This window comes from Allobosea sp. ASV33, assembly GCF_016428755.1.
Lineage (GTDB): Bacteria > Pseudomonadota > Alphaproteobacteria > Rhizobiales > Beijerinckiaceae > Allobosea.
The window spans coordinates 1-20,110 of the sequence record NZ_JAELTI010000042.1 but is presented as its reverse complement, the minus strand read 5'-3'; the positions used below and the strand labels follow the sequence as shown (position 1 = coordinate 20,110).

Genomic DNA, 20,110 nt, shown 5'->3' with positions numbered 1-20,110 from the left:
GAATGGATCGACCGCATTTGAGCGATCGGTGCCGTGCCCGCGCCGGCTGCCCGTGACCGCTGCGCCGGAGCGCAGGTATGGTCGCATGACCGCCGGGTCGTTGGGCCCGCTCGCGCGCGTCAGCGCATGAAGATCGGGCGGCTTTCGTCGATGAGGCAAGGATGGTCCAGATCGCTGCGAAGCTTCTGAAGTTCGTAAGCGATCGCCGCTCTTTGTGTCCTCTGCAACGGGCACAGCTTCGCCAGCAGAGCTTCGCGCCGGGTGGCCGGGATCTTCACGAGAACGGCCGCGACGGCAGGATTGAGGTCCGCGGCAACGAGATCGTCGAAATCATTGAGCGCGGCCTTGCGGAGCGTTTCCGGCAGGCCGTTCCAGGCCGCAAGTGCGGCCGGCAGCCGCAGCATCTGCAGCCAAGCCTCGTGCGGCGCATTGCGATAGGCCGCCGTCAGCCGGGCGATGGCGGAAGGGCCGAGCCCGTCCTGGCGGATCGAGACGAGATAGAGAGCGAACCATGCGAGCGAATCCGAAGGCGTGCAGCGCAGTCGCGCCAGGGCCGCTTCGTTCAATCCCGCGAGCACATCGTCAGACCGGCTGCCGCCGGCCCAGGCCAGGTTGGCCGAGCGATCAAACAGCGCGAGATGTAGCAAGAGAACGCTCTGCCGCTCGCCGGCGCAGGACAGCGGCTCGACCTTCGCGAGCATCCCCTGCAACGCCGCGATCTCAAATGTCTGACCGACGCGGGCAGCCTGGGCCATGCCGAGCAGCCCGCGCGGCGGAAGATCGCGCAGGGCGAGGACTGCCCAGGCGGCAGCTGCGAGGCTCAAAGCCAGGCAGCACAATCGAAAGGCGACGAGGAAAACGGGCGGTTTCAGAGCAGGCTCCGCCCGATACCGGATCGCGCTTTGTCAGCTGTGCCGCGTGGAGCCGGACACCTTGCAGGCCAACGACAGATCCGCGTCGTGGCAGCGGGGCCGGCGGCGCTCATTTCTCCACGTAATAGCGGTTGTAGTAGGCGCCCTTATAGCCTTCGATGCGGCGCAGAGCACCGGTCTCGGCGCGGTTGAGCACGGCTCCGACGACTTTGTCGTAGACCTCGTCAGCGCCGCCGATCGACTCGATGACGGCACTGCGCCGAGTCTGCCCCCATTCGATGACATAGACCATGCCGTCGAGCAGGTGGTTGGTCGCCTTAGCATCCGTGACCGGCATCAACGGGGCGAGATCAATGAAGATGTAGTCGTAGCGCTCGCGCAGGTTGTGCAGTAGCTTCGCCATCGCATTGGAGGCCATCACATCGGCGGAGTTGATCATCCGTTGCGGGATCACGGCCGGCAATACGTGCAGTTTCGAGCTGCCGGCGGAGCACACGAACCGATCGCAATTGGCGGGATCGGCGAGGGCTTCGAGCAGGCCGACCTTGGCATCCGGCGCCAAGGTGCGCGTCAGGGAGCAGGTATGTAGGTCGCCGTCGATGACGATCGTGCGGTGTCCGGTCATTGCGACCAGATGGCCGAGATTGGCGGAGACCGTCGTCTTTCCTTCCTTGGGAAGGGAGGAGACGATGCCGATGACCTTCATCTGGCGGTTCATCTGCGCGACGTCGATGGAAACCTTGATGTTACGCAAGGTTTCAGCGTAGCGGGAGAACGGATTCTCGACCACGAAGTTCGACATCCGGCTGCGGCTGTTCGATCCGTCGCCGCCGCGTGGGTCGAGCGAGGCGGCGGCGGGCACCTTGGGCAGGATGCCGAGGCATTTCAGCCCGAGATTATCCTCGACATCGCCGGGAGTCCGAAACACGTCGTTCATGAGTTCCCGCGCGAATGCCGAGCCCGTTCCAAGAAGAAGCCCGATGACGCTGCCGACGGCGAGCAGGAGCAGCGTCTTCGGCGAACTCTTGCGATCGGGCGGAACCGCGGTCGTGATGATGCGCGCATCCGTGATCGGGAAGGTTTCCTGCTGGGTCGCCTGCTGGAGCTTCTCGAGGAAGTTGTTGTAGAGCGTGCGCGAGGTGTCGGCTGCGCTTTCGAGGTTGCGCAGTTCGACCTGGAGCTGGCTCGAGCTACTGGCCCTCTTCACCAGCGCGTCGAGGTCATTCTGGAGCGATTGCTCACGCGAACGCGCGATCTCGTAGTCGCTTTGGTAGGCATCGCTGATACGCTTCACTTCGTCCTGGATGGACTTGCGCAACTCGCCCATCCGGTTGGACAGATTGATCGCCGCCTGGTGGTTGGCGCCATAACGACCGGACCAGTCCGCATATTGGGCGGAAAGATCGAGATATTGCGCGCGCAGGCGGGTGATGACCGGGTTGTTCAGTGCGTCGCTGACGGTGGATTGCACCAAGTCCTTGTCGTTGACGACCTTGATACGATCGAGGCGGGCCTTGGCTTCGGCGGTCGCGGCTTTCGCCTGGGTGAGCTGGCTGGTGACGTCGGTCAGCTCCTGGTCGCTCATCAGACCGCGGCTCGTGCCGACGATGTTGTTCTGGGATTTGAAAGTCTGCACCGCGCGATCGGCGCGAGTGGCGGCATCGCGTAGCTCGACGCTGCGGGCTTGAAGCCACTGGCCCGCCCGCTTGGTCGATTCGTATTTCGCCTCGAGACCGCCGACGATATAGGCGTCGGCTATCGCATTCGCGATCAGGGCGGCCTTGCGTGCATCAAGCGCCGTGTAGCTGACCGAAAGCACATAGGTGGTTCCGACCCGGTCGACCTTGAGGTTGCGCTGCATCGCCTCCACGACCTTCTGGACGCGGCGCTCCTCGGAAGGCGGCCCATCGTCCGAAAACGAAAGGTAGGAGAGCAATGCGGCCAGCGGTCCGCGCGGCGGATTGAACTCGGGATCGGAGACCAGATTGTAGTTGCGGACGACTGCCGAAAGCAGGTTTTCGGACGTCAGCAGTTCCACCTGGCTGTCAACGATGCCGGTGTCGATGAGCGCCGAACCGACGATGTTCTGCTTCTCGAGCAGCTGGTTCTGGCGCGTATCCATCAGAATGCGCGCATTGGCGGTGAAGCGCGGCGACGCCGTCAGGACATAAGCCGCGACCAGCAACACGATAGCGCCGGCGATGCTGGCGATCAGGGGCCACTGACGGCGAAAAACGTCGAGGACCTGGCTGGGGGTCAGGATCGTCGGCAGGGCCGTCTGGGTGGCAGGACCCGCAGGTTGAAACGGCTCTCGCGGCTGGTACATCGTTTAGCTCTTGCCTCTCCTCGCCTCAGAAACTGGTCGACTACTGGATTTCGGGCTCGGAAAACGGGTCAGTCAGCTTTTCGCCGAACTCACCTTCGATCAGGGCGCTGCCCTGAGCCGGTTTCGGCTTCGTCACCTGGGGCAGCGTCACCGGCTGGACCTGTCGCATCGCCTGGAAGCCGCTCCCGACGTTGGAATCGTCCATTTTGCGAACATAGTCCGAGATGGCCACGGCGACCGACGGCCGGGTATTCGCACATTGCGCCGCCGCGCTGGCCAACCCCATGCCAATCGCTCGCCGCTGCGCCGTTCCTGCCGAGGCGATCATCTGCTTGACGGTGTCGAGCAATTCGGGGTCGCTCGCGACGAAGCTCGACACCAGGCCGCTGATCTTGGTGGAGTCGTTACGGATATCGTTGAGGAAACCCGTGGGGGCCTGTTTGAAGCGGTCCAGCTCGCTGCGGGGATTGCGCTTGCCGACGTTGACGCAGCTCTGCTCCGCAGCAAGCAATGTGACCGGCGAGGCAAGAACCCCCACCGCCAGCAAACTCGATACGATCTCAAAAGAGCTTATTCGCACGACAACCTTCTGCAGCCTCTATTATCTGCTGCTCCAGCAGCGCCACTCTATGGCATAGTTATGTCGCGGTGCAAAATAAATATCCTGGCGCGGAAGAGCGTCGAGTCCCAGTGCAGCGAGCCGCGCGGCAACGCACTGCTTACCAAGCTTGTATACCGGCTGGTCAGAGCTCCGCGTTATGACTGTGCCAGAAAATCGGGAAGCAGAAGATGGCCCAAATCTGGCTCAGTTATGACGAACTTGCCGAAACACTCGGATGCACGGCGCCCCAGGCGCGTCACGCCGCCATTCAGCATGGCTGGGCGCGGATGAAGGGCCGCAGCGGGACGTCTCATGTTCGATTGCCGAGCGAGATGACTGCGCGATATATGCTCCGGCAACTGGCGTTGGTGAAGGCGATGCTCGCCGAGGCGGACGGCTCGCGGGGCGAGATCACTCGCCCTCCGGGCTGGCTCGCGGCGGCCTAGTTGTTTCGTTCCGCAGTGCGATAGCGTGTCGTTATCGTCGTCGGAGAGGGACGCGCGAGGGGCAGGTTCCTCACGGGCGCGGCGCGATCACTCACGCCGTTCGAGCGGAGCTGCGGCGATCGTAGGCTTTGGTCGCGGAGTTCGCGCGGCGCTTCGGGCTCAACGAGCAGACCGTGAGGACGTGGCGGGCGACCGAAGGTGAGCCGATGGGCCCGAAGGAAAGCCGTAATTTCATTCTCTCCGCCATCGAGGTGTCGCGATCGTCGCTCTGGGTGCGCGGGCCCGCTTGCCGCTTGACGGCGTGTTTGTCACGCTGACGGGCGCCATCCCGCATCGACGCGCTCGCCACTGCAGCGCTGCCTTCAGCGTCACGAAATCTCTCGCTTACAAAAGGCCGATCGCGAAAATCTGAAGCGGTTCAAGGTCTACGAGATCGGCTCCCCCCATATCGACATCGCCGAGCTGCGCTATGAAGGCGGCAAGATCTGTCTGTTCGTGGCGGATGTCGCTGAAAAAATCGGCGTTGCCGCGGGTGTCATTCGCGGACCAACGGCCAGACGGAGCGAATGGCCAAACCATCCAGGACGCCACCGTCCGCGCCTTGCACGACGCCTCGATCAACGACCTGGGCGCCGCGTCTGGGACTGGTTGCTGGCCTATAATGACACCAACCAGATCAAGGTACTGAAGTTGCGGACTCCGCTCGAGGTCATCAGGCAAATCAGCGCCGAAGAGCTAGGGCTGTCCAGCCGTTGGCCAAACCATGGCATGCTGGGACTAAGCCACCTAGCACGTCTCTTGGCAGGCTCGAGGCATCGTCCCGGGCCGATAGGCAGTCGCTCAGCAATTCGGCGGTAAGGACGGCGCCCGCGCTTCACGTCCCGGGTCAGAGCCAGTCGCGCCGAGCCGCCTGCCGCCTTCGGTAGGATATGAAGGATCGAACCCCGTAGCCGGCCAGTGCGCCGAAGGCGACGATGATCAGGGTCGCAGGTTGGAGGGCCAAGGCGGTCAGCAGGCCGCCAAACAGCATTCCGCACAGAAACGTCAGCGCCGCGGAGATGCGCAGCGCTTTTCGTGCATCGTCGTTCGCCCACCGCGCGAGCCATCTCCGGGCTCCAGCAGCCAGCCATTCGCGAAACTGCTCCATGACGTCTGCTAGCAGCGCCGTCGGTCTCTGTGAAGCGCTTCCGCAGGAACCACGCAGCTATTCGCTGGGGATGCGGGCTGGCGCGGATCCCGATCCGCAAAAAATATCAGATTGTCGAGAGGGGTATTGTTTCGACGCTCTGTTTTCATTGCATTTTTAGGGATTTCAGTTTTTTCGGCGGCCGCGCAATTTTGCCTGTCTCCATGGTTAAAGACGTGTTAAGCGGTCGCGACGATTGCGCGATATCCGAAGAGACGCCTATGCAACCTGTCGGGAGCACGCTCAAGTTTGAAAAGACCGAGCGAAGCCGGCGCTTTTTCTCGCTGGGGTGGGCAGCCTTGAGCCCGATCGGCTGCTGCGCGGATGCATTGGTTCTGTTGTCTTCCGGCATTCTGGCGCCGTTCTTCTACAGCACATTGGTGGCAGGTGGTGATGCCGGGGCTGCCAGCAGCTTTTTCGGTTTCAGCCTCGTTTCGACGCTGATCTTCGTCGCGCTTTCCTATTTGACTGGAGCCTATGAGCCCCAAGCGGCACGCAGGCGGTATGGAGCCTGGAGCGGAGCGGTTGCCGCTCTCCGTCTCTGGATCGTCACTCTGAGTTTCATGGCGCTCTGCGCCTTCATGCTCAAGATGGGCGCTGATTTCTCGCGCGGGACCGTCGCGATCTACGCGACGACAGGCGGCGTCGCCCTCGCGGCGCTGCGGCGCTGGTGGCCGGAGCTCGTTCGCAGCGTCATCGATCGCGATCTGGTTTTCGTCACCAAGGTCTTCGTGCTGCGCATCGGTGGTAAGGCCGGGGCGGGCGATGCGGCGCGGCTGATGGATCTCGGAACGCGCGGTCTCCAGCCTTCCTACATCGACGACCTGCCGGCGCGGCCGAGCGAGGAGGAGTTGTCGCAGGCCGTTGCTCGCGCCGAGGCGCTGATGCGCCGGGGCGACATCCAAGAGATCATCGTCACGGCGACGGACGACGCCGTCTCGACGATGGATCCTGTTTTCGAAGCGCTGCGGGTGGTGCCCGTTCCGGTCCGGCTGATCCTGACGCCGCGCATGAACGCGATCTACGACCGCTCCATGACTCGCGCCGGTTCGCTTATCCTGGCCGAATACCAGCGCGCTCCCTTCGCCCCTTTCGAGCGCGCGTTGAAGCGCGCTCTCGACCTCATGGTCGCAAGTGCCGGCCTTCTCCTCCTCAGCCCCCTCTTCATCATGACGGCCGTCGCCGTGCGGCTCGACAGCGCGGGCCCCGTGCTTTTCCGTCAGCGGCGCAAGGGGTTCGGCGGGAAGACCTTCCATATCCTGAAGTTTCGCTCGATGACCGTCGCGGATAACGGCGCGGTCATTGAACAGGCCAAAAAGAACGATGCGCGCGTCACCCGCGTGGGCAAGCTGATCAGGCGAACGAGTATCGATGAGCTGCCGCAGCTTATCAACGTGCTGGCGGGGGATATGTCGATCGTCGGGCCGCGCCCGCATGCGGTCGCCCACGATGACTATTACGCGCGTTTTATCGAGACCTACGCATTCCGCCACCACGCTAAGCCAGGCCTCACAGGCTGGGCGCAAGTGAAGGGGCTGCGCGGGGAGACGCCGAAGATCGAAAACATGGAAGCCAGGATCGAGAAGGATCTTTGGTACATCAACAATTGGTCGATCTGGCTGGATATCTCGATCATCCTGCGCACGGTGTTGGTCGTGCTGCGCCAGAAGACGGCTTATTGACGGCTAGATGTTTCCGCGCGCCACCATCCGGCCGCTCAGAGCAGGCGCAAGCCGCAGTCTTCGATCACCAGACAGCTCAGGCGGCCCGTGACATAGGCGCCGGTGTCGATGTTCAGCTTGTTGCCGTCGAGCACGACCGTGTTCGTGGGCGTATGGCCATGAACGAGCACGACGCCCCTTTCGATCAGGGGATCCTCGGTGGCAGTTCGCGTCAGGGTAACGATGGCCTGGTCCTGCTCGGCGACCGGGGTGCCGGAGGCGATGCCTGCATGCGCGAAGAGATAGCCGCCGAGGCAAAATGTCAGGCCGAGCGTCGACAGGAAGTAGAAGTGCTCATTCGGCAAGACGTTCGCGAAGGCTTCCGAAACGGTCGTCAAGGCAGGGGGCGCCAGGTGCCACGGGACCGAGACGCCGTAGGACATCAAGGTCTCGCGGCCACCCACTTCGAACCAGGCCAGGCCTGTATGGGGGGCTTGGAGGAAGCGCAGTGCGTAGAGTTCATGGTTCCCGGCCAGACAGATTGTCGGAAGCTGTCGTTTCAGCATCAAGACAAGTTCGATGACCCCTGCCGAGTTCGGCCCGCGATCGATGTAGTCGCCGAGGAATACGGCCATCGGCATGCGGATCGGGTCATCGTTCAGGTCACGCGCGATTCTTTCGAGCAGGGCCTGTAGAAGGTCGGCCCGCCCGTGAATGTCGCCGATGGCGTAGATTCGCGTCTCGGGCGGGAGCCGTGTCGGGCTTGGCGTCCACCCGCTCGTCGTCAGCTCGGTCGCGATCAACCGATTACCTCCACATCCTGTCGGGGCAGCAGGCCGAGCCATGCGCGGCCGATGGCGGGCGGTCGAATTCCGTCGCCTATCAGCCTTGATTCTTGGAGCTGCGAAGGCGCACTTGCAAGGCGGTTCCGCGTTCAAAAGAGGGTTGTCCAGCCCATGTTGCATTGCCGCAAAAGCGGTTGATTAGCGTGGACTGGAAAAGCTAAGACGTCGGGATGCTGAAATTCGACACCAGCTCGTGGCCTTCGGGCGTCGACGTTCAACGTGGCTCGCCGGCTCCCGCGAGCCCGGTGTTGCCGGACCTGAAAGCGGCTTCCGCTTGGCCACGTGTGTCGGCCGGAGGGCGGCCGATGGATAAGGTGCTTCCAGCTTGAAACTGATGTTCGTCAATACGCTTTACCCGCCCAACATCATCGGCGGAGCGGAAGTGTCGGTTGCGCTGCTGGCCAAGGCCCTCGCAAACAGGGGCATCGATATCGGCGTCGTCACCTTTCACGACTCCGCCGAGGAAGCAACCGAGATAGTCGAGGGCGTTAAGGTTCATCGCGTTCCGCTCGACAATGTCTATTGGCCGTTCGGCCTGACGCATCGGCCGTCACCGCTCAAGCGCCTGCGCTGGCACGCGAACGATATCTGGAACGGGAGCGCGGCAGCGCGGTTCGGCCGGATACTCGATCGCGAGCGGCCCGAGGTTGTGCATACGCACAATCTTATCGGATTTTCCTCGGCGCTGTGGTCGGAGCCGAAGAAGCGAGGCATGCCGCTGGTCCATACGCTGCGTGACTACACGGCCATCTGCAAGCGCTCGACGCTCTTCACGCGGGGAAGGACCTGCGAGCAGCGCTGCGGGGCCTGCGCTGCGATGACGGCCGGTTTCAGGTTGGGGGCGCCCGAGGTCGATGCGGTGATCTCCAACAGTCGCTACATGCTGGAAACGCATACGCGGCGCGGCTATTTTTCCAACGCCCGGCAAGCCGTCATTCGCAACATCGTCAACATGGGCGAGGCGGGGCAGGGCGCGCAGGATGAGGATGTCGTCTTCGGCTATATCGGCCGCGTCGAGGACGAAAAGGGTATCGAGGTGGTGTTGGAGGCGACGCGCCGCCTGCCGTCCACCGGCTGGCGGCTGCGCATCGCCGGGCGGGGCATCGAAACCTATGTCGAGGCCCTGAAGGGCCGCTACGTCGACCCGCGCATCGAGTGGCTAGGCTTCACGCGACCGGCCGAATTCTATGCCAGCATCGATGTCTGCCTCGTGAGTTCGGTCTGGCCGGAGCCGCTGCCGCGAACGCTCATCGAGAGCATCGGAGCGGGGCGGGCAACGATATGCTCGACGGCCGGCGGGATTCCGGAGATCGCCGAGCAGTCCGCCCTCATCGGCACGTACGCGCCGCGCGACCATGCCCGCCTGGCCGAGCTCATGGCGACTGCGATCAACGATCGCGCCAAGTGGCGCGGGAGCCACCCCGCATCCCAGGAGGTTAGGCAGATGTTTTCGGCCGACACCATCGCTCGCGCTCATATGGACATCTACGATGACGTTAAGGTAAGGCGCTCGGGCTGAGATGTTGTTGGGCCTGACAACGGCGCCTCGTGTTGTTTCGATTTTGACCAGCCGGGGCCGATCATGCGTATCCTGATGAGCACCTCGCTGTATCCGACCCCAAGGGCATCCTATACGTTCGGGGGAGCTGAGCTGTTCGTGCGGCGCGTGGCCGAGCGGCTCGTCGCCGATGGGCACGAAGTCGAGGTCATCAGATCGCGGCCGAAGAGCGACGGCGCGGTCGAGACGGTCAACGGCGTGACGGTTCTCTCCGCCGGGCGGAACAACATCTACCTCCCTTATGGCCAGACGAAGCCGGCACTGGCCCGCCTCGCATGGCATGTGATCGACGATCATGTGCCGGCGAGCCGCCTTTTCGCACAGAGGATCGAAGCCTTTCGGCCGGATATCCTGCATTCCAATACGTTGGTCGGGCTCGGCACCGATATCTGGCGCGTCGCCCGCGCTCGGCGGGTGCCCGTGGTTCATACCTTGCACGATTACTATCTCACCTGCGCACGCGGCTCGCGTTTCGGCCGCGGCGGCATCTGCGAAACCACATGCGGCTCCTGCAAGGTGCTGACGCGGGGTCGGCGGCGCAAGACGCGCCATGTCACCGCGCTGGTTGGCGTGAGCCGGCGGATCGTCGAAATCCATGAGCGCGAGAAGCTCTTCCTCGATACCCCGATCAAGGCCGTGGTTCGAAACGCGTCGCCGGCTCTCGGAACGGTCGCCGGCGTCGCGCCGCGGGAAGCGGACAGGCCTTTCTCCATCGGTTTCATGGGCAGGCCGCATCACGAGAAGGGCATCCGCCAGCTGGCGCAGGCCGTAAATCGATTGCCGGCCGGCACCGTTCGGCTCGTCATCGCCGGCAGGCTGAACGAAGGGGAGATGGCCAGCCTGCGCGGGGACGCTCCGCAGGCCGACCTGACGTTTCTGGGCTATGTCAAGCCGGAGGAATTTTTCGGCCAGGTCGACATCGTAGTTGCTCCTTCGCTTTGGGAGGAGCCCGGTGCACTCGTCATCGAGGAGGCGTTGGCGGCCGGCCGGCCGCTGATCGTCTCTCCCTATGGCGGATCCCCGGAGGCGATCGAGCCGGGAGAAACCGGCTGGATCGTCGAGCCGGAGCCTGACGCGATGGCACGGCTCATCGCGTCGCTCGCCGAGCGGCCGGAAACCGTGCGCGCGATGCAGGAGCGGCTGGCGAAGAATACCGTCCACCGGACCATGGCCCACGTCAACGAGGCCTATCTCGATATTTACGGCCGCGCGATCGCGGCCCAGCGGAGCGTCGCCGGCTGATGCGGGCTTCTCTGCTGCCGAGGCCCGTGGAAGGCGCGGGCGCCAGGAAAGACCGATGACGAAGCTCTTCGTGCTTGGCGGCTATCTGTACCAGAGCCTGGCCGCCATCGGGCTCGTCTTCGCGGTCAGTCATCTGGTGGACAGCGCCGCCTATACCGCGTTCTCGCTCGTCGTCGCGTCGAGTCAGCTGGTCGCGGTGCTCGCCTTCGAATGGCTCCAGATCGCCGGCACCCGATTTCTGGCCGGAGCACATGAGGGAGAAAAGCTGCGTTTGCGCAGTGCGGTGCTGAGCGCCTTCGGTCTGAGCGCGGCCGCGCTGCTGGTGGTCGCTCCCGTCGTTTTCCATTTCACCGCGGCGCGCCCGCTCACCGCCGCGCTGGCTATCGGCGTCGCGATCGCGCAAAGCCTCGCCGATCTCCTGCTGACGATTCTGCGGGTGGACAACCGTCTCGTTCCGTCGGCCGGCCTCGCCATCATCCGCTCGACCTGCCTCATGGGGCTGGCCAGCCTTGGAGCATGGCTCCACCCGTCGGCCGAGGCGGCTCTCGCCGGCATGCTCTTCGCGCAGCTCTGCGGTATCGCGACGGTCGTCGCCTATGATCGCAGGCTGGTTCGCTGGAGCTGGCGCGACACGCACAAGGCCGATCTTCAGGCCTATTGCCACTACGGCATGAAGGCGGCTGCGGCCTCCGTCATGCATCTCGGAGCCTCGGTTTCGGTGCGCTTTCTCGTCGTCGGCAGACTTGGTCACGCCAGCACGGAGGCGGCCGGCTTTTCGCTCGCCTTCGACCTGCTGCAGCGGCCCTTTTCGGTCCTCGCCGCCGCGGTGCACATGGTGTCTTTCCCCGAGGTCGCGGCGAAGTACGATCGCTCCTCGCTGGCGGAGGCGCAAGCCGCAACTGCCAGGCTTTTCGAGTTCCTGCTGTGCAGTACTGCGCTGCTAATGGCGGGCATGATCACCTTCACCTCGGACATCGCTTGGCTGTTCGTTCCGGCCGCGGCCTTGTCGGCCTTTCTAGCCGTCGCTCCGGCAGTCACCTTCCTGGCGTTCGTGAACACGCATCTGCAGGTCACCGGGGCGGTCGTCATTCATCTGCTGAAGCGGACCCAACGGCTTGTCCTGGTTGCTTTCGGCCAGCTTCTGGTGACGGTTCCGAGCTGCTGGCTCGTGCTGGCTAATGGCGGCTCGGTCGGCACGGCGATCTGGGTCGCCGGTATCGCTACGTTTCTCTGGGGCGTGGCCATGGCCGCGCCGACCGTTCGATTTGCGGCCTTTCCCGATTTACGCCTGATCGCGTTATGCGGCGCGGTCGCGGTCGCCATTTTCGCCATGGGGTGGATCGGGTCGACGCCCCTGCTTCTGTTCGCCGCAAAACTTGCGGCCGCCGGCGCCCTGACGCTGTTCGTGCTGTGGCGTGGACGCTTTCTGCACTCGCCGCGACAGGCGTCATAAGTTGCGAACAATGTTACGCCATGCTTTCGTTGTGCAGTGCAATAGGGGTCTGATGAGGATCAGCCGGGGAGATTCGAGTGCCATGCGGGCGTTGAAGACGATTGCCGCCACCGCCATGCTGCTGACGCTCGCCCTGACGGGACGAGCGGGCGCCAGCGAATTCATTTTCGGGGCCGGAACGCATTTCGCCTTCAACACGAAGCGGGGCTATCTCGCCGAGACGCAACGGCCGCTGCTTGCCGGTCTTGGCGTCGCCAGCTTTCGCGACGATGTGCTCGAAGGCGCCTTCACGACCGCGGAGCCCGACCATCCCCTCGGCCGCCAGCTCGAGCGGCTGAACGCCATCCTTCTCGACCGTAAGCTTCGGCCGGTGCTGATCCTGAAGGGGCGCCAGCTTGCGGCCGCGCCGGTCGCACGCGACGCGCCGACTTCGCCGCGGGAACGCGATCTCTTCGCGAATTTCGTCTCGCGCGTCGTGGTCGGCACACAGGCCTACGATACGATTTACGAGATCTGGAACGAGTGGAACATGGGCTGGCGGCCGCGCAAACCCATTCTCGGGCCGTTGGGGGCCGTTTCGGAGAATCCCGATTATTCCCCCGAGAATTATGTCGAGACCGCCAGGGCGGCCTACAGGGCGATCAAGGCGGTCAACCCCAAATCGCTGGTGCTGACGGGGTCGATCGGCGACGATGACGGCTGGGCCTGGTCGAAGCGGGCTGTCGCGGCAGGGCTCGCGCAGACGGGCGACGGCGTCTCGGTCCATTTCTACAATCACTGCAACCGGCCGCCCGATCGCACCGCCGAGAACCTGATCGGGAAGGTCGAGGCGTTCCACGCGGCGATCAGCGCCGATCCCGCCGGCCGAAACCTGCCGATCTACATCACCGAATTCGGCTGGCCGAACGACAACGGCCCCTGCGGGCTTCCGCCCGACCTGGCCGCCGCGAACATGGCCCAATTCGCGCTGTGGGCGCCGACGCAGCCTTGGATCAAGGGCATATGGGCCTATGAGCTGCGCAACAGCGGCACCGATCCGGCCGACCGCGAGGATAATTTCGGCCTCTTCGGCTACGACAATGCGCCCAAGCCGGCTGCATGCATGTATCGCGAAGCGATCAAGCTCTCCCGCTCGCTCGCCGGCGCACAGTTCCGAAAGACGCAGCCCGGCCTGCGCTGGCTCGAAGGCAAGAATTCCCGGGGCCAACCCGTCTGGGTGATCTGGACCACGGCTCGCGATTCGAGCGGCAAGGTGGCATATCGGGACGGTACGCCGGTCGCGGGCCGGAATCTGTGCGGCGCGGAGACAGGTTCCTCCGGCAGCCTTTCCATGGTGCCGCTGGTGATCGAGCCCGGAGCGCGGACGGCCGACCAGCTCGCCATCCAGATCGCAACCCCCTGACCCGATCCGGCATCGCGTCGTTCCCCGCGACGACACCGGCCCGAAAGCTGCCCGAGACGCGTTGAATGACCCGCAAGCGTATCCTGGTCGTGACCTACGAGTTCCCGCCGCTTCTCGGCGGCGTCGGTACGTATTGCGTGGAAATCGCCCGCGCGGCGACTGCGCTCGGGCACGATGTGACGGTCGTCGCGCCCACACATGACAGCGACAACGCCAGCTACGACGCCGGGCTGCCCTTTGCTGTCGAACGTCTGCCGATCGCGCATTACACGCGCAATTCCCTACGTTGCCTCATGGTCTACGCCCGCCGCCTGATGCGTCGGGACATCGCGCAGTTCGATATCGTGCATCTCGCCGATTGGCCGCCGATCGTGGCTGCCCGCATGGTCGCCCTGCTGCGGCCGCTGCGCTTTCGCGTCATCCTCCACGGGACGGACGCGCTGCTCCTCAACCAGGCGCGGCTGCCGCGGCTGCTCGGCGCGGGGCGAGCTTTGGCGCTCGCGGAGAAGGTCGTCGCGAACAGCCGCTACACGCTGGCCATCGCACGGCGCGAGCACCCGGCCATTACCGATGCCAGTGCGGAGGTGGCGCTGCTCGGGGTCGGGCCTTCCTGGTTCGGGCCCGTCGCCGGCGAGGCCGATCTGCGCAGCCGCTACGGCATTCCGCAGGACCGGCGGATCCTGCTCAGCGTCTCGCGGCTGGACGAGCGCAAGGGGCATCGCCATGTGCTCGAGGCGCTGGCGCGCCTCTCGCCGGCCGAGAAGGCGCAGGTCGTCTATGTGGTCGTCGGCAAGGCCGGCGATCCCGCTCACGCCGAGACGCTCCGGCGGCAGGCCGCCGGGATCGGCCTCCCTGTCATCTTCACAGGGCCCCTGCCGGAAGACGATGTGCGCGCGCTCTACGCCGCAGCTTATCTGTTCCTGCTGCTGGGCGAGGACCGCAACGACAAGATCGAGGGGTTCGGTCTCGTCTATCTGGAGGCCGGCGCCCAGGGTGTGCCCAGCATCGCCTCACCCGTCGGCGGCGTGCCCGAGGTCGTTCTCGACGGGCGGACGGGCCGCCTGGTCGATTATCGCGATCCGGTAACGGTCGCGGGCGTCGTCGGCGCTTTGCTGGCGGACGAGACGGAACGCGATCGGCTGGGCGCGCAGGCCCGCGACTGGGCCGGCAGCCTGACCTGGGCACGCTGCGCAGAACTGACTTTCGGATGAGGGACGATGACCCGCAGCAGCGGCGGCCGGAAGCCCCGGATATGAGTGCGAGCGCGACCGAGGGCCTCGACAGGTCCGCCGTGGCGGTTTCGGTCGTGATCCCGGCCTTCAACGCGGCGGGCTTCATCGGGCGGGCGATCTCCTCCGTTCAGGAACAGATATTGCAGGATGTCGAGATCATCGTTGTGGACGACTGCTCCCGCGACGACACGGTCGCAGTGGTGCAGGGGCTGGCTCGGGCCGATCCGCGTATCAGCCTCGTTCGTTCTCCGCAGAATGCAGGGCCATCGGCAGCCCGCAATCGAGGGATCGCGGCGGCGAAGGGGCGCTGGATCGCCGTTCTCGATGCTGATGACGCTTATGCGCCCGACCGGCTGGCGCTCCTGATCGGCCTCGGCGAGGAGGAGGGCCTCGACATGGTCGGTGACGATATCCGTTACTTCGACGCTGTCGCCGGGGCCGAGACCGGGCGCGGCGGTGCCAACGAGACAGGTGCGGTGAAGGCGGTGACGCTGGACGGCTTCCTGGTGGCTTCGATGTTCAGACCCAGCGCGCTTGCGCTGACTGGCCGCCCGCCACTTCAATATGCCTTGCTGAAGTTCATCTTCAGGCGCTCATTCATCGAAGACTCGGGGTTACGCTATCCCGAGCATCTGCGTGACAATGAGGACTTTCATTTCTACGCCCGGTGCCTGATCGCCGGAGCGAAAGCGGCGCTGGCACCTTTCGCGGGTTATCTCTACACGCAACGCGTCGGCTCGCTCTCGGGCCGGAAATCCGGGCAGACCCGGACGCTCGTCGATCGCTCGCGGGTGGTCGTGGCCGTAGACGAGTTGCTTCAAGCTCACGGTCGCGATCTGTCCTCGCGTCAGCTCGCGCTGCTGCGCGCGCGCCGGTCGCAGGCCATGGGCCTTGGCGCATTCGAGAAGGCTCTCGCTCTGGTGCACGAGCGGCGTGCGTTCAGTGCGCTGCGGCTGCTGGCCATGACGCCACCCTCCTGGGGCTTCGTATCGCAGGCGCTCGTCCAGCGTGCACGCAGAACGACAACTGCCGGCTGAGCATGGAAAAGACATCGCATAGCCGAACCGTTTCCGGCATCGCCTGGATGATCTTGGGATCCGGCGGGCAAACCGTTTTCCAGTTCGTGCTGTTCATCGTGCTTGCTCGGGAGCTCGGGCCGCAGGCTTTCGGTCTCGTCGGGATTGCGGCCGTGTTCATCGAGCTCAGCGGCGCGCTCGGACGCGCCGGGCTGACTGAGGTCATCATCCAGCAGAAGAGCCTGCACGACGACGAGGCGAGCACCGCCTTCTGGTCGAGCATCGGGATCGGCACCGTCTTCACCGTCACTCTGTTCGCCCTGAGCGGGCCGATGGAGAGCGCGTTCTCCGCGCCCGGCCTCAAGCCGGTGATGGAGCTTCTGTCTCTGACCTGCCTCCTCTTCGCGGGGGGGGCCGTCTATGAGGCGATGCTGCGGCGGGAATTCGGCTTCAAGGCGCTGGCCGCGCGAAATGTGACGGCGACGCTGGTCAGCGGGGTCGTCGCGCTCGTGATGGCGCTGACCGGTTTCGGCGTCTACAGCCTCGTCGCGCAGCGCTTGATCTACATGGCCTGGCTTCTCGTCGCGATGGTCTATGCCACGCGCTGGTGGCCGCGCATGGTCTGGAAACCCGCCACGGCGCGGCGCCAGCTCGCGGGGGGCTCGACATTGGCGGTGGCGTCCGTGCTCGGCAGCGGTAACCAGCGCATCATCGATCTGATCGTGGGTTACGTGCTCGGGGCCACGGCCCTGGGATATCTGCGCATCTCCTGGCGGGCGCTCGATCTCCTGCAGGAGCTGTCGATCAGGCCGATCACAGCCGTCACCCTGACCTCGCTGTCGCGCCTCCAGGACGACCGGCCGGCCTTCGTGCGCGGCTATCTGCGGCTGGTGCAGATGACCGCGGTATTCGCCTATCCGATGTTCCTCGGCGCCGCCGTCATTGCGCCGGAACTGATCGCGGTCATGTTCGGTCCGCAATGGGCGCCGAGCGTGCCGCTCATGCAAATCCTGACGCTGACGGTGATCTTCGTGCCGCTGGTTTTCTACAAGTCGAATGCACTGATGGCCGTCGGCGCGATGCGCATGGTGCTGGCCGTCAATGTCTTCGAATTCGGGGCGAGCGCCATCGTCGCCTATGTTTCGGCGCGCTACGGGCTGGAAGCCGCCGCTGCCGGCAATATCGTCCGGCTCGCGGTCGTGACGCCGGTCATCTTCTGGTCGGTGGCACGGTCCGCCGGGATCAGCGCCATCGCAACGCTGCGGGCCGTGGCGATGCCGCTGCTCGCCAGCGCCATCATGATCGCTGTGCTGCTCCTGCTCAAATCAGCGGTTCCGGCGGTTCCGCCGATCGTGACGATAGCGTATCTGGCCGTGGCGGGGGTGGTCGTTTACGCCGGGGCACTCTCCCTGCTGCAGCCCGCATTGCTGAAGGAAATCTTGGGAATGGTGCTCGCCATGGCGGGCCGGACCGCCCGGTCCTGATCGAGGAAGGCGACCCGGACAATGTCATTCAACACTTTCCGCCGGAAGCTCGGCTGCCAGCTCGCCAATCTGGCGGCCAATCTGCTGCCGGCCGACAGCGCCAGCAAGCGGCTGCGCAACGGCATCTACCGGTTGATGGGCGTGCGCATCGGCGCCGGCACGGCGTTCGCCGGCGACAGCTACATCAATCTCGGCCCTGTCGCGAAGCTGACGGTCGGCAAGGACTGCTTCTTCAACCGGCAATGCTATTTCGACCTGTCTGCCGACATCCTCGTCGAGGACGGGGTCTATGTCGGCACCCACTGCGCCTTCGTCACGGCCGACCATGAGATCGGGCCCTCGTCGCGCCGCGCCGGGAAGGTCTTGGCCAGCCCCATCCGCATCGGCGCGGGGGCATGGATCGGAACACGCGTCACATTGCTGCCGGGCGTGGTGATCGGGCGCGGGGCGGTTGTCGCCAGCGGCGCGCTGGTCCGCGGATCCGTGCCGGACAACGTTCTCGTCGCCGGCGTCCCGGCCGTCCTGAAAAGGCGGCTCGATGACGGCGAAGCCGAGCGGACCTCGTCATGACTTCGGGGCTGCGGCGGCGCGAGATTTACATCAATGGCCGGTTTCTTTCGCAGGCGGTGACCGGCGTCCAACGCTACGCGGCCGAACTGGTGAAGGCGCTGGATCGGCTTGTGGCAGAGGGATCTGTCCCGCCCGGACTGGCGGAGGCGACCTTCACGCTCCTGCTGCCGCCCAATGCCGAGCGCGAGCTCCGGCTGACGGCGATCGGCCAGCGGCGGCTCGGCAGGCTGAGGGGCCATGCCTGGGACCAGGTCGAGCTTGCCCACGCGTCGCGGCAGGGCGTTCTGGTCAGCCTGGCGAATTCCGGGCCGGTGCTTCACCGCCGGCATCTCATCGTCCTGCACGACGCGCAGGTCTACCGCCATCCCGAGTTCTTCAGCCGCAGCTACCTCGCCCTGCATCGCACGCTCGGCCGGCTCTATGCCCGCACCGCCCATCTCGGGACGGTCTCGGCCTTCTCGCGGAAGGAGCTTGCCGCGGCGCTCAAGCTTTCGCAGGAGCGGTTCAGCGTCATCCCCAACAGCGCCGAACATATCGCCGCCACGGTTCCCGACCACAGCATCCTGGCGCGGCTCGGGATCGAGCCGCGGCGGTTCTTCCTTGCGGTAGGCTCGATGAATCGGAACAAGAACATCACGACGGCGATCGAGGCCGCCCGGCTGCTCGGCCGGGCCGACCATCCCCTGGTCGTCGTCGGCGGCGGGAACCACCAGGTCTTCGGCGGCAGCGATGGAGGAACCGGCGCGACAGGCGCGATCTTTGCCGGGCGTCTTTCGGACGAGGAGGTCGCGGCTTTGTATTGCCACGCGACCGCCTTCGTGTTTCCGAGCCTCTATGAGGGCTTCGGCCTGCCTCCGCTGGAGGCGATGACCTTCGGATGTCCCGTGCTGGCCTCGACGGCCGAGGCCGTGGTCGAGGTCTGCGGAGATGCGGTCCGTTATTTCGAACCCCATGATGCGGAGAGACTGAGCACGCTGATGCGGGAGCGGATCGAGGGGATCCCCTCCCTGGATCTGCTCGCCGCTGCGCAAGGCGAACGCCTGAAGCTGTACTCCTGGCAGCGATCGGCGCAGACCATGTTGGAGAAGCTCGCCCTCCTGGCCAATTCATGAAGGAGCGCGAGCGACGATGGCATCATGATCGATTTCCATCCACCATCAATGCCGAGGCAACGACTTCGCCCTTTGGAACTGCAGAGTCAGGTAAGTTCTTTTTGATGGATGAACCTGTATCTGAATTCAAGAGACTGTCGGAAGGTTAGTGGTAGATGGCATCGAAGCCGCCGCTCAGGATATTGCACGTCGCCGAAACCGTTCGTGGCGGGATCGCGACCTATCTGAACGAGTTACATCGTCATCATGCGCCCGTCTTCGGCGAAGCCAATCTGGCTTATGTCGTGCCCGGGGATCATCGCGCGGATCTCGACGCCATCGCCGACTCCAACATCTGGGCCTATGGCAGGACGGGGCGCAATATCCGCAGCCTGTGGAACCTCGTGACCAGCACCCGCGCGGCCGTTCGCCAGCTGCGGCCGGACGTCGTGCATTTGCATTCGACTTTTGCCGGTATGGTCCTGCGTCCGGCGCTCAAGGCGATGTTTCCAGAGCTGCGCCTGGTCTATTGTCCGCATGGCTGGGCGTTCCTGCGGGACGCGTCCGCTGTCAGCCATTTCACGACGCGAAGCATGGAGCGGCTCCTGGCGCCGTTGGCCAGCCGCATCATATGCATTTCCAATTGCGAATTTCGCGCGGCTGTTGCCGCGGGAATCGCGCCCAGGCGACTGGCGCTGGTCCATAACGGCATCGCGGCGGAACGGCCGAAGAGACAGGTGAAGGGCTGGCACGACCCGCGCCTGAAAGTCCTTTTCGTCGGCCGCCTCGACCGACAGAAGGGCTACGATCTGCTGCTCAAGGCCGCAGCGGCTCTGGAAGGCGACATCCATCTGCACATGATCGGCTCCACGGTGGTGGGGCGGGATCAGCCGCTGGAGCTGCCCTCCAATGTCGAGATGCAGGGGTGGCAGCATCACTACACCATCGAAGGCCAGCTCGACGAGGCCGACCTCGTCGTCATCCCTTCCCGCTGGGAAGGCTTCGGTTTCGTCGCGCTCGAAGCGATGCGGGCGCACAAGCCGATCGTGGCGTTCGCCGTCGGCGCCTTGCCCGAGATTATCGAGGATGGCGTGACCGGACTGCTCTGTTCGCCGGTCGAGGCAG

17 protein-coding genes and 1 pseudogene are annotated in these 20,110 nt (G+C 64.7%); 13 read left to right on the top strand and 5 right to left on the bottom strand.

Annotated elements, in window-relative coordinates; all coding sequences use genetic code 11:
• Positions 1 to 119: 119 nt before the first annotated feature.
• The 3 genes from JHD80_RS14070 to JHD80_RS14060 form a co-directional block, all read right to left on the bottom strand.
• Complete coding sequence (locus JHD80_RS14070) at positions 120 to 824, bottom strand: hypothetical protein (protein ID WP_199088353.1); 705 nt, start codon at positions 822 to 824, stop codon at positions 120 to 122.
• Between the two features lie 157 nt (positions 825 to 981).
• Positions 982 to 3,198 carry a GNVR domain-containing protein gene (locus tag JHD80_RS14065; RefSeq protein ID WP_199088351.1) on the bottom strand — a complete coding sequence of 739 codons (2,217 nt, stop codon included), beginning with the start codon at positions 3,196 to 3,198 and terminating at the stop codon, positions 982 to 984.
• A gap of 40 nt (positions 3,199 to 3,238) precedes the next feature.
• Positions 3,239 to 3,745: a hypothetical protein gene (locus JHD80_RS14060; protein WP_199088349.1), complete on the bottom strand. Its 507-nt coding sequence runs from the start codon at positions 3,743 to 3,745 to the stop codon at positions 3,239 to 3,241.
• Positions 3,746 to 3,987: 242 nt separating this feature from the next.
• Between JHD80_RS14060 and JHD80_RS14055 the strand changes: the two genes are divergently transcribed.
• Positions 3,988 to 4,245: a hypothetical protein gene (locus JHD80_RS14055; protein ID WP_199088347.1), complete on the top strand. Its 258-nt coding sequence runs from the start codon at positions 3,988 to 3,990 to the stop codon at positions 4,243 to 4,245.
• 20 nt (positions 4,246 to 4,265) lie between these two features.
• Positions 4,266 to 5,031, top strand: a pseudogene (locus JHD80_RS29395) (transposase family protein); the annotation flags it as partial.
• 100 nt (positions 5,032 to 5,131) lie between these two features.
• Here the strand turns inward: JHD80_RS29395 and JHD80_RS14045 are convergent.
• Complete coding sequence (locus JHD80_RS14045) at positions 5,132 to 5,392, bottom strand: hypothetical protein (protein ID WP_199088343.1); 261 nt, start codon at positions 5,390 to 5,392, stop codon at positions 5,132 to 5,134.
• A gap of 29 nt (positions 5,393 to 5,421) precedes the next feature.
• Between JHD80_RS14045 and JHD80_RS14040 the strand changes: the two genes are divergently transcribed.
• Positions 5,422 to 7,113, top strand: coding sequence for an exopolysaccharide biosynthesis polyprenyl glycosylphosphotransferase (locus tag JHD80_RS14040; protein ID WP_199088342.1), 1,692 nt, complete (start codon positions 5,422 to 5,424; stop codon positions 7,111 to 7,113).
• A 35-nt stretch (positions 7,114 to 7,148) separates the two neighbouring features.
• Here the strand turns inward: JHD80_RS14040 and JHD80_RS14035 are convergent, their stop codons facing one another.
• Positions 7,149 to 7,895: a metallophosphoesterase family protein gene (locus JHD80_RS14035; protein WP_199088334.1), complete on the bottom strand. Its 747-nt coding sequence runs from the start codon at positions 7,893 to 7,895 to the stop codon at positions 7,149 to 7,151.
• Positions 7,896 to 8,271: 376 nt separating this feature from the next.
• On the opposite strand from JHD80_RS14035, the gene JHD80_RS14030 reads away from it, so the two are divergent.
• The 10 genes from JHD80_RS14030 to JHD80_RS13985 form a co-directional block, all read left to right on the top strand.
• Positions 8,272 to 9,456 carry a glycosyltransferase family 4 protein gene (locus JHD80_RS14030; RefSeq protein WP_248311553.1) on the top strand — a complete coding sequence of 395 codons (1,185 nt, stop codon included), beginning with the start codon at positions 8,272 to 8,274 and terminating at the stop codon, positions 9,454 to 9,456.
• 63 nt (positions 9,457 to 9,519) lie between these two features.
• Complete coding sequence (locus JHD80_RS14025; protein WP_349237266.1) at positions 9,520 to 10,737, top strand: glycosyltransferase family 4 protein; 1,218 nt, start codon at positions 9,520 to 9,522, stop codon at positions 10,735 to 10,737.
• A 55-nt stretch (positions 10,738 to 10,792) separates the two neighbouring features.
• Positions 10,793 to 12,190 carry a lipopolysaccharide biosynthesis protein gene (locus tag JHD80_RS14020; RefSeq protein ID WP_199088328.1) on the top strand — a complete coding sequence of 466 codons (1,398 nt, stop codon included), beginning with the start codon at positions 10,793 to 10,795 and terminating at the stop codon, positions 12,188 to 12,190.
• An 82-nt stretch (positions 12,191 to 12,272) separates the two neighbouring features.
• Positions 12,273 to 13,592 (top strand): cellulase family glycosylhydrolase, encoded by a 1,320-nt coding sequence (locus tag JHD80_RS14015; RefSeq protein WP_199088326.1) that lies wholly within the window; start codon positions 12,273 to 12,275, stop codon positions 13,590 to 13,592.
• A 65-nt stretch (positions 13,593 to 13,657) separates the two neighbouring features.
• Entirely contained in the window at positions 13,658 to 14,803 is a 1,146-nt protein-coding gene (locus JHD80_RS14010; RefSeq protein WP_199088325.1) for a glycosyltransferase family 4 protein, read from the top strand.
• A gap of 41 nt (positions 14,804 to 14,844) precedes the next feature.
• On the top strand, positions 14,845 to 15,861 hold the full coding sequence (locus tag JHD80_RS14005) for a glycosyltransferase family 2 protein (RefSeq protein ID WP_199088322.1): 1,017 nt from the start codon (positions 14,845 to 14,847) through the stop codon (positions 15,859 to 15,861).
• A 2-nt stretch (positions 15,862 to 15,863) separates the two neighbouring features.
• Positions 15,864 to 17,324: a lipopolysaccharide biosynthesis protein gene (locus JHD80_RS14000; protein WP_199088320.1), complete on the top strand. Its 1,461-nt coding sequence runs from the start codon at positions 15,864 to 15,866 to the stop codon at positions 17,322 to 17,324.
• Positions 17,325 to 17,345: 21 nt separating this feature from the next.
• A complete protein-coding gene (locus tag JHD80_RS13995; RefSeq protein ID WP_199088317.1) occupies positions 17,346 to 17,894 on the top strand; it encodes an acyltransferase in 549 nt (182 codons plus the stop codon).
• The gene (locus tag JHD80_RS13990; protein WP_199088315.1) at positions 17,891 to 19,006 is read left to right on the top strand and encodes a glycosyltransferase family 4 protein; all 1,116 of its coding nucleotides are present in this window, start codon (positions 17,891 to 17,893) and stop codon (positions 19,004 to 19,006) included. The genes JHD80_RS13995 and JHD80_RS13990 overlap by 4 nt, the downstream gene beginning before the upstream one ends.
• Before the next feature lie 155 nt (positions 19,007 to 19,161).
• Positions 19,162 to 20,110 (top strand): glycosyltransferase (locus tag JHD80_RS13985; RefSeq protein ID WP_199088314.1); only part of this gene is annotated, 949 nt, incomplete at its 3' end.

Bases quoted from the DNA above. Each gene is read 5' to 3' on its own strand.
- JHD80_RS14025 (WP_349237266.1), top strand. From the start codon at position 9,520: ATGCGTATCCTGATGAGCACCTCGCTGTATCCGACCCCAAGGGCATCC.
- JHD80_RS14030 (WP_248311553.1), top strand. From the start codon at position 8,272: ATGTTCGTCAATACGCTTTACCCGCCCAACATCATCGGCGGAGCGGAA.
- JHD80_RS14045 (WP_199088343.1), bottom strand. From the start codon at position 5,392: ATGGAGCAGTTTCGCGAATGGCTGGCTGCTGGAGCCCGGAGATGGCTC.
- JHD80_RS14055 (WP_199088347.1), top strand. From the start codon at position 3,988: ATGGCCCAAATCTGGCTCAGTTATGACGAACTTGCCGAAACACTCGGA.
- JHD80_RS14065 (WP_199088351.1), bottom strand. From the start codon at position 3,198: ATGTACCAGCCGCGAGAGCCGTTTCAACCTGCGGGTCCTGCCACCCAG.
- JHD80_RS14000 (WP_199088320.1), top strand. From the start codon at position 15,864: ATGGAAAAGACATCGCATAGCCGAACCGTTTCCGGCATCGCCTGGATG.
- JHD80_RS14020 (WP_199088328.1), top strand. From the start codon at position 10,793: ATGACGAAGCTCTTCGTGCTTGGCGGCTATCTGTACCAGAGCCTGGCC.
- JHD80_RS13995 (WP_199088317.1), top strand. From the start codon at position 17,346: ATGTCATTCAACACTTTCCGCCGGAAGCTCGGCTGCCAGCTCGCCAAT.
- JHD80_RS14010 (WP_199088325.1), top strand. From the start codon at position 13,658: ATGACCCGCAAGCGTATCCTGGTCGTGACCTACGAGTTCCCGCCGCTT.
- JHD80_RS14005 (WP_199088322.1), top strand. From the start codon at position 14,845: ATGAGTGCGAGCGCGACCGAGGGCCTCGACAGGTCCGCCGTGGCGGTT.
- JHD80_RS13990 (WP_199088315.1), top strand. From the start codon at position 17,891: ATGACTTCGGGGCTGCGGCGGCGCGAGATTTACATCAATGGCCGGTTT.
- JHD80_RS14015 (WP_199088326.1), top strand. From the start codon at position 12,273: ATGCGGGCGTTGAAGACGATTGCCGCCACCGCCATGCTGCTGACGCTC.